At 45.8% G+C, this 9,580-nt stretch carries 6 protein-coding genes; 2 read left to right on the top strand and 4 right to left on the bottom strand.

The window, feature by feature from the left end; genetic code table 11:
* The 4 genes from ACUM5Y_RS07590 to ACUM5Y_RS07575 all read right to left on the bottom strand — a co-directional run.
* Positions 1 to 3,443: retention module-containing protein (locus ACUM5Y_RS07590; protein WP_445976257.1), on the bottom strand; the 3,443-nt coding region annotated here is incomplete at its 3' end.
* A 590-nt stretch (positions 3,444 to 4,033) separates the two neighbouring features.
* Positions 4,034 to 5,305, bottom strand: coding sequence for a translesion error-prone DNA polymerase V subunit UmuC (gene umuC / locus ACUM5Y_RS07585; RefSeq protein WP_445976256.1), 1,272 nt, complete (start codon positions 5,303 to 5,305; stop codon positions 4,034 to 4,036).
* Positions 5,305 to 5,751, bottom strand: coding sequence for a translesion error-prone DNA polymerase V autoproteolytic subunit (gene umuD, locus ACUM5Y_RS07580; protein WP_445976255.1), 447 nt, complete (start codon positions 5,749 to 5,751; stop codon positions 5,305 to 5,307). Before umuD ends, umuC begins: the two co-directional genes overlap by 1 nt.
* A gap of 180 nt (positions 5,752 to 5,931) precedes the next feature.
* Positions 5,932 to 7,125, bottom strand: coding sequence for a BaiN/RdsA family NAD(P)/FAD-dependent oxidoreductase (locus ACUM5Y_RS07575; protein ID WP_445976254.1), 1,194 nt, complete (start codon positions 7,123 to 7,125; stop codon positions 5,932 to 5,934).
* Positions 7,126 to 7,470: 345 nt separating this feature from the next.
* Between ACUM5Y_RS07575 and ACUM5Y_RS07570 the strand changes: the two genes are divergently transcribed.
* Complete coding sequence (locus tag ACUM5Y_RS07570) at positions 7,471 to 8,055, top strand: hypothetical protein (RefSeq protein WP_445976253.1); 585 nt, start codon at positions 7,471 to 7,473, stop codon at positions 8,053 to 8,055.
* A 164-nt stretch (positions 8,056 to 8,219) separates the two neighbouring features.
* A complete protein-coding gene (locus ACUM5Y_RS07565; RefSeq protein WP_445976252.1) occupies positions 8,220 to 9,515 on the top strand; it encodes an imelysin family protein in 1,296 nt (431 codons plus the stop codon).
* The last annotated feature ends 65 nt before the right edge of the window (positions 9,516 to 9,580 follow it).

Here is a 9,580-nt window from a genome sequence, read left to right as displayed (position 1 = left end):
GCAAGTTCAGCGTAAGCCTCATCGCTTGGATCGAAGCTCCATTCGCCTGTTTCAGGGTTTAGAGTGAAACCATCGATTTCTTCAACCAATTCGTATGAAAGCGTGTCTCCATCTACATCGGTGACATCCACACTGCCGGTTACCACTGTAGCAATATCACTGGCATCTACTGTATTCGTTGCATCCGCCACTGGAGCATCGTTTGTGCCTACTAGGTTTAGGGTAATGTCTTGTTGCGTGGTGCCACCGTTGCCGTCTGATACCACAACCGACACGACAACTTCTGCTTCTTCGCCGACCGCAAGTTCAGCGTAAGCCTCATCGCTTGGATCAAAGCTCCACTCGCCCGTTTCAGCATCAAGGGTAAAACCTGCAACCTCTTCAACCAAGGCATAAGTTAATGTGTCACCGTCTACATCGGTGGCATCTACGCTGCCAGTTACCACTTCAGCAATATCGCTGGCATCTACTGTATTCGTCGCATCGGCCACTGGCGCGTCGTTCGTACCCACAAGGTTTAGGGTAATGTCTTGTTGCGTCGTACCACCGTTGCCGTCAGATACCACAACCGATACGACAACTTCAGCGGTTTCACCTTCTGCAAGCTCTGCATAAGCTTCATCGCTTGGGTCAAACGTCCAAACGCCTGTATCTGGATTAATGTCGAAGCCATCTACATCCTCAACAACTGCATAAGAAAGGGTGTCACCATCTGCATCGGTAGCCCCCACACTGCCGACAACCAATCGAGGAATGCTTCTTGTTGATACATGACCGGATGCATCCACATTATTGGTGGCATCGGCTACAGGTGCATCGTTTGTGCCTACTAGATTTAGGGTAATGTCTTGTTGTGTGGTGCCGCCGTTGCCGTCTGATACGACAACTGAAGCAACGACTTCTGCGGTTTCAGCTAAGGCAAGCTCTGCATAGGCTTCATCGCTTGGGTCGAAGCTCCACTCTCCCGTTTCTGTGTTTAGAGTGAAACCGTCGATTTCTTCAACCAAAGCATAAGTTAATGTGTCACCGTCTACATCGGTGGCATCCACACTGCCAGTTACCACTTCAGCAATATCACTGGCATCTACCGTATTGGTTGCATCCGCCACTGGGGCATCGTTTGTACCGACAAGGTTTAGGGTGATGTCTTGTTGCGTGGTGGTGCCGTTGCCGTCTGATACCACAACCGACACGACAACTTCAGCCTCTTCGCCGACCGCAAGTTCAGCATAAGCCTCATTGCTTGGATCGAAGCTCCACTCACCTGTTTCAGAATCAAGGGTAAAGCCTGCAACGGCTTCAACCAACTCGTATGCAAGGGTATCGCCATCCACATCGGTCGCATCCACACTGCCGGAAACAATCTCAGCAATATCGCTGGCATCAACAGTTTTCGTCGCATCAGCTACTGGGGCATCGTTTGTACCCACAAGGTTTAGGGTAATGTCTTGTTGCGTCGTACCACCGTTGCCGTCAGATACCACAACCGATACGACAACTTCTGCTTCTTCACCGACCGCAAGTTCAGCATAAGCGTCATCGCTTGGGTCGAAGCTCCACTCGCCCGTTTCTGGGTTTAGAGTGAAGCCTGCAACGGCTTCAACCAAGGCATAAGCTAGCGTATCGCCATCTACATCGGTGGCATCTACGCTGCCAGTTACCACTTCAGCGATATTGCTGGCATCTATTGTATTCGTTGCATCGGCCACTGGGGCATCGTTTGTACCAACAAGGTTTAGGGTAATGTCTTGTTGCGTCGTACCACCGTTGCCGTCAGATACCACAACAGAAACCACAACTTCAGCGGTTTCACCTTCTGCAAGCTCTGCATAAGCTTCATCGCTTGGGTCAAACGTCCAAACGCCTGTATCTGGATTAATGTCGAAGCCATCTACATCCTCAACAACTGCATAAGAAAGGGTGTCACCATCTGCATCGGTAGCCCCCACACTGCCGACAACCAATCGAGGAATGCTTCTTGTTGATACATGACCGGATGCATCCACATTATTGGTGGCATCGGCTACAGGTGCATCGTTTGTGCCTACTAGATTTAGGGTAATGTCTTGTTGTGTGGTGCCGCCGTTGCCGTCTGATACGACAACTGAAGCAACGACTTCTGCGGTTTCAGCTAAGGCAAGCTCTGCATAGGCTTCATCGCTTGGGTCGAAGCTCCATTCGCCAGTCTCAGCATCAAGGGTAAAACCTGCAACTTCTTCAACCAACTCGTATGAAAGCGTGTCGCCATCTACATCGGTTGCATCGACACTACCAGTTACAACCTCAGCAATATCGCTGGCATCTACTGTATTCGTTGCATCTACCACTGGGGCATCGTTCGTACCCACAAGGTTTAGGGTAATGTCTTGTTGCGTGGTGCCGCCGTTGCCGTCTGATACGACAACCGACACGACAACTTCAGCTTCTTCGCCTAGGGCAAGCTCTACATAAGCTTCATCGGTTGGATCAAAACTCCACTCACCGGTTTCAGCATCAAGGACAAAACCCGCGACGTCTTCAACTAACGAATAAGAAAGCGTGTCACCATCCACATCAATGGCATCTACGCTACCCGTAACAAGGCCATCCCCTGCAGCCGCTTGAGTTGTGATATTTGCCGTTGCAGTCGGTACATCATTCGTTCCAGTTACTGCAATATTAATGATCTGTTCAACGATGTTACCACTCGCATCCGATATGCTAATGATTACCTCTAGATTCTCCACCTCGCCTGCAGCTAAGTAGCGGTAAGCAGCATTATCCGTGTCAAATGTCCATGCGCCCGTCACGGTATCTAGGATAAAGCCCGTTGGCGCAGCACCTTCTATTGAGTAGGTTAGCGTTTCTTCAACAGCATTGTTAATGCTACCTTCATTCTGGGTTTCATCTACTGGATTGATGTTACGTAGCACACCTTGTGTTAGGTAACCAAAGTTTGGCAGAGACAAGTGATCTAAAGGGTTTCCTTGCGTATCGAAACCATAATTTGCTAATGAGTAGATTGCATTTCGGTCGATATTAACGGAGTAGCTTTGCCCCAAGCTGTATTGAAAAAACTGCTCTCCAGCGGCAGGTGCTTCCTGTATTTCACTGGGGTCTTCGCCAGCTAGAATGGCATTTTGTAATGCTGCAATTTCTGCTTCGGCATTCTGTGCTAATGCTGCTAAATCATCTTGCTCACTGGAAACGAAAACCTCGTCTTTGATACGAACAACATCTCCTGGGCCGAAAACGATATCTTCCGACAAACCATTAAAGAAAACGATTTTGCCACTGGCGGCATTATTCACCACGACTGTGTCTTCATAAAACACCATGATGTCATCAGCTAGGGTGTGTACTTCACCATCACCCGAGTGAAGATCAACCGTCCCTTGGTTTATCGCTAGGTAACCTATTGGCTTAACTAAAATATCAACGGTCAATGCTTGATTATCACTCATAGGGCACACCCTCATAATCTGTAAGTAAATGTTTTATATAGTAATTAACCTTACAGAAAGAATAGTTGCTGCTCCATTGTACCTTGGTACATCCATGACAATTCTTAACATTTAGACACACACAGAAATATAAAAATGTACATCCGTTTTTGTGAGTCGATTTTTTATAAATTTAGTAATTTTTGGAAAAGAGAATGATCTCTGACTTACTGTTTTTTAGGCAATCACACTTAGAATCAGGTGAATTTAGCGATTAGGCACTAGCCTTTCCTAAAGCAGGCATGCCAATACAAGCCTCTATTCTCAAGGGATACTGTGTTTTGTTATAGGATTAAAGAATGGAATAGGCCAACCCTTAGCCTGTCTTGCTGATTTGCCCCACAACGAGAAGATCACAAGGATAAAACAGCTATTTTTTGGTGGTAATTAAGAGAAAACTCTCCGCTTACTCACCATTTCAGTAACCAAATGTTAATAATTTGTAACCAAACCTCAGGGAGAAGAAGTACCTTTTCATGACATTTTTTATTAGTGCACGCGTATTTACAGTCTCATTTACGCTTTTTCTCTAGCTTTACAAAGCCATTAACTTAAAACACAACGGGCAACTCTTGCCATCTGGTCGTATACGCTGGCGATAAAAATTCACGCTTCATCGACCATTGAGGAGACACACCTTGAGAAGCAAAATACACATAGCCAAGACCACTAAGGTTAATTTTATCGACGACCTGCATTAGGCTTGCTGAGTTTCGTTTGCCCTTATCTTCACGAAATAAGTCTTGCTGTAAGTTTCTAGACTCATAGAAATCCGTCAACATCACCCCTGCTTTCGCATAACGAAAGCCTGCCCGCCAAATACGGTTAAACAATTTCTCTGTTGCATCGAGCAACTCCCGCGTGTCGTTCGTTGGAAAAGGCAACTCTGTGGATAAGGTTTGTGCATACTGAGGCTCATTAGGAATATAAGGACTGGTGCGAATAAAGACACAAACCAAACGGCAAAAGCGCTGCTCTTCCCTCAGCTTTTCAGCTGCTCGGCTCGTGTATTTGGCAATGGCTTCTCGAAGCTGTTGAGCCTCTGTGACTTTATAGCCAAAAGACCGACTGCAAATAATCTGCTGCTTTACCGGTCGCATGAGCTCAAGGTTCAAGCAAGACACACCATTGAGTTCGCGCACAGTTCGCTCTAGCACCACAGAAAACTCACTGCGGATACTTTTAGGGTCAGCGTCAGCAAGCTGCAAGCCCGTATGAATACCTCTTTCATGAAGTTTCTTGGCTGTACGACGACCAACACCCCAAATCTGATCAACATCCACCAAAGCCAATAATCGTCGTTGACGCTCGGGATCCATGAGATCCACCACTGACCCGGTTGCGGGGTACTTTTTAGCTCCGTGATTAGCCAATTTCGCCAAGGTTTTTGTCGGAGCAATCCCCACTCCCACACTAATCCCCGTCCATTTATCGACCTTAGCCTTAACCCTTTGCCCAAAAGCCAACAAGGACTCCAAAGGCGCTATGCCAGTCAAATCCATAAAGGCTTCATCAATGGAGTATATTTCAACCTGAGGCGCTTCTTCCTCCAAAATACTCATCACTCGACTGGATAAATCAGCGTACAAGGCATAATTCGACGAAAAACACACAATCCCGTGTTTTTGCAGGTCTCCTTGCACTTGATACATAGGCACACCCATTTTCACACCTAGGGCTTTCGCTTCTTTGGAGCGCGCGATAATACAGCCGTCATTATTCGATAACACCACAATAGGCACTTGCTTAAGATCAGGGCGAAACAGCTTTTCACAACTTGCGTAGAAGTTATTGCAGTCAACCAAGGCGAAGACTTTTTCCATCAAGCACGACCGTACTTGCGCACAACACCTGTCACCACCCCAAAGATTTCCAATTCAGATTCCTCTGTAATCGTAATGGCCTTATAAGCTTTATTTTTGGGACGCAGCAAAACATTAGGTTTAAGCTCTAGTGTTTTTACCGTCATCTCCCCATGAATGCAGGCAATCACAATATCCCCATGGCGAGCACTTAAAGACCGGTCAACCACCAGCACATCTCCCGTGTATATGCCCACATCGACCATGGAGTCCCCTTGCGCCCGAACATAAAAAGTTGCCGCAGGGTGCGCCACACAAAACTCATTTAGATCTAACGTTTTTTCCACAAAATCTTGAGCGGGTGAAGGGAATCCAGCCGACACAGATTCCACATAAAGCGGGATTTTTAGTGGGCTCATCGCCCAGTATGCAGCGGACTCGACAGAGCCCATATATGTGACTTTCATGATAAATCCAACCAATACTGTATATTCATACAGTATAATTAGATTTCCACTGTATTCGCAACCAATCCTCGAAATTTAGCCCGATAAAACAGCGTCACAAAAAAGCCAGCCCTGAATCAGAGCTGGCTTTAACGCTTCATTTAACAGTGCTATTAATAGGAACGGAATAGAACTAATAAACTACACATATTGCCCAGCACAATAGCCGCTGCTCCAGGCGAATTGAAAGTTATAGCCCCCAAGGAAGCCTGTTACATCCAGCACCTCACCGATAAAATATAGCCCCGCCTGCTTTTGTGATTCGAAGGTTTTAGAAGAGACTTCTTTAGTATCCACACCACCAAGAGTGACTTCAGCCGTGCGATACCCTTCCGTGCCATTGGGGGCAATATCAAAGTTACTAAGATATTCGTGTAGAGCTTGGAGCTGCTCATTCGACACCTGAGCGGTTTTTTCTGTCAGCCAAGGCAAGCTAAGCGCCATCAGCTCCACCAAACGTTTTGGCAATAAGCTGTTTAGTACATTCTCAAAGGTTTTCTTCGGTTGCTTCTGGCGAATACTCGTCAGCTCTTCCAGCGTTAGCGATGGCGCAATGTTAATGGATAGCGGCTCACCCGGTTGCCAAAAGTTAGTAATTTGCAAAATAGCGGGGCCACTGACACCGCGGTGCGTGAACAACATAGGCTCTTGAAAACTCATGCCTTTGGCAGTGGCTTTAATGTCACACGCAACACCGGACAATTCAGCTAGCTCCGCCTTACGACTCGGCTGTAAGGTGATCGGCACCAAGCTGGCTCGGGTATCAAACACATGATGTCCTACTGCCTTGGCCACTTCATAACCAAACCCAGTCGCGCCCATGGTCGGAATGGATAATCCCCCCGTGGCAATAACTAACGAGTCGCACTTCACCTCACCTTTATTGGTTTGGATAAGAATGCCGCCAGCGTCTTGATAAACAATGTCGTCTATCTTGGTCTCCAGCTGTAGCTCAGCACCAGACCATTCTAATTCGGTTAATAGAATGTCTAATAGATCTTTCGCGCTGTGCTCACAAAAAAATTGCCCTGGCGCTTTTTCAACATACTCTAGGCCATGGCGATCAACCAGCTCGACAAAGTTATAAGGGGAAAAACGACGTAACGCGGAAATACAGAAGTGTGGGTTATCCGATATGTAATGCTTAGGTTCCGCATCTAGGTTGGTAAAATTACAGCGCCCGCCTCCAGACATTAGAATCTTCTTACCTGCTTTTCTAGCATGATCTATGACTAAAACCCGTCGCCCTCGGTAAGCAGCCGTTGCAGCACACATCAAACCCGATGCTCCAGCACCCACCACTACCACATCAACTTTTTGCACGAAAAACCTCATAAATTATTAATAGCCGCATTATAAGGCTTACGCTTTTTATTGCTACGCCTACGCAAAACATACGAAAAATTATTGATTTTCATAGGCTTTTCATCGCGACCAATGTTGTCCACAGAAACCGTGAAGAAGGCTGTGGGCATCACATTTTAACCCTTTATTATCAGCAACTTACATAAAATCAAACATTTATTCAGAGCTTTTTAAAATAATTTTCAGGCGAGAATTCTCAACTAAATGCAAGCTAAAAGTGAAATTAATTACTGACACAAGCTTTACAACAGTACTGATTATATATACAGTACTGTATAAACAAACAGTATATTTGATTGTAAGGACGTTTTAACCATGAAAATTAAAAACCCTATTCGCAATATCAATAAACTTTTCCTTTTTGGCTTTCTATCCCTTGCTCTATATGCACCTGCGAAAGATGTAATAGACTATGGGAACAAGTTTTTTGCCAAGCAAACCATTGAGATCGTAGATGCATCCTTTGGTGGTAAAACCCCTTGGCAAAAAACCACAGGCTACTCCTTTGTCAAAGTAAGCCAGAATGCTCAAGGTAGCCTTTCTCACCCACAGGTTATCTATACCCGACTAAAGCTCACGAACCCAACCAATAAGCCACAAGCCTACCGTAAAATTTGGTTGAGTTTTGACCACAAAAATGGCGCAGAAGAATACACAACGGATTACACTTTATATGACCCAAAAACGAACCAGCGTTTAATTGGACAAACAGTTCAGCTAGGTGCCGATAGCAGCGTCGATGTGATTGCAGCTTATCGCTTTATTCCGAGCTACCATAACGAAGCGCCTGTCAGCATGAGTGTGTCTTGGGAAGGAGAAGACCTAATGCGTGAGCACGCATGTGACTACAACCTTAAAGTGTCTTCACAAAGCTACTTTAATTACCAGTGCAAGGGTTAAAAACCTCCCCCCTTTAACAATCCTGTTTCTGTTTAATTAAGCCTAACCATTTCGCGTTAGGCTTTTTTTATGGAAAGAGTAAATTTGTCACAAAAAACACTATTGATAACCGTTTTCATTTCTAATACTATGCTTGCACAAACTAAATTTTGGAGCTGCAAAAAATGAAAAAGTTTCTAACACCTGTTGCTGCTTGCGTAGCTGGCGCATTACTAACTGCTTGTGGTAGTCAATCTGTAAACGACACATCAACAAGCGTTACCTCAAGTGCCGTAGTTGTGAACTACGCGAATATTGCACAGGCCATTTATGCAGATTCCCTAACCACTGCACAAGATCTTAAAGTAGCGATCGATGCTTTCTTGGCCGCTCCTACAGAAGCAAACCTAGCACTAGCAAAAGAAGCTTGGATTGCGGCTCGTGTTCCATATCAGCAAAGTGAAGTTTACCGTTTCGGTAACGCTGCTGTTGATGATTGGGAAGGTAAAGTAAACGCATGGCCACTAGATGAAGGTCTAATCGACTATGTTGCGACTGATAGCTACGGCTCTGAGTCTGATATCAACCCGCTTTACACAGCAAATGTTATTGCAAACAAAACGCTTACCATTGGTGGCGAAACTGTAGACGCAACAACTATCACACCAGAATTCATTGCTGAACAGCTTCAAGAAGCTGACGGCGTAGAAGCAAACGTTGCAAGTGGCTACCACGCGATCGAATTCCTACTATGGGGCCAAGATTTACACGGCACTAACCCTGGTGCGGGTGAGCGTCCTGCAAGCGACTACAGCCTAACAGATTGTACAAACGACAACTGTGAGCGTCGTCGTGAGTACCTAAGTGCGGTAACAGACTTATTAATCTCTGACCTAGAAGAGATGGCTGCTAGCTGGCAAGAAGGCGGCGAAGCACGCAGCGAGCTAATGGCGAAAGGCACAGAAGGTGGTCTATCTACTATCTTGACGGGTATGGGTAGCCTTGCTTACGGTGAACTTGGTGGTGAACGTACTAAGCTAGGCCTTATGCTTCACGATCCAGAAGAAGAGCACGATTGTTTCTCTGATAACACTCACTGGTCACACTACTACGATGCGAAAGGCATCAAAAACGTTTACCTTGGTGAATACCAACGTGTAGACGGTAGCTGGGTGAAAGGTGCTTCTTTATCCGCATTAGTAGCAAGCGATGCTCCTGAGCTTGATGCAAAAATGAAGTTCCAATTGCAACTAACTGAAGCCGCTGGTCAAGCCATGGTTGACGCTGCCGCAGAAGGTCAAACTTTTGACGTGCTAATTGCAATGAACAACACGGCTGGCAACAAGCTAGTACAAACTTTCGTTGACTCTTTGGTTGATGAGACTCGTGTTACAGAAGACATTATCCGTCAGCTAGGCCTACAAGACATCACTCTTGAAGGTTCAGACAGCTTAGATAACCCAAGCGCTGTATTCGAATAATACGCAACTCGCTTGCCAACGCGGTACTTTACTTTCGTAAAGTACCGCGTTTTTGTTTGTTTAAG

The sequence above is a fragment of the Marinomonas dokdonensis genome (assembly GCF_052747885.1).
This window is presented reverse-complemented; position numbering and strand designations above follow the sequence as displayed.

Bases quoted from the DNA above. Each gene is read 5' to 3' on its own strand.
- umuC (WP_445976256.1), bottom strand. From the start codon at position 5,305: ATGGAAAAAGTCTTCGCCTTGGTTGACTGCAATAACTTCTACGCAAGT.
- umuD (WP_445976255.1), bottom strand. From the start codon at position 5,751: ATGAAAGTCACATATATGGGCTCTGTCGAGTCCGCTGCATACTGGGCG.
- ACUM5Y_RS07575 (WP_445976254.1), bottom strand. From the start codon at position 7,125: ATGAGGTTTTTCGTGCAAAAAGTTGATGTGGTAGTGGTGGGTGCTGGA.
- ACUM5Y_RS07570 (WP_445976253.1), top strand. From the start codon at position 7,471: ATGAAAATTAAAAACCCTATTCGCAATATCAATAAACTTTTCCTTTTT.
- ACUM5Y_RS07565 (WP_445976252.1), top strand. From the start codon at position 8,220: ATGAAAAAGTTTCTAACACCTGTTGCTGCTTGCGTAGCTGGCGCATTA.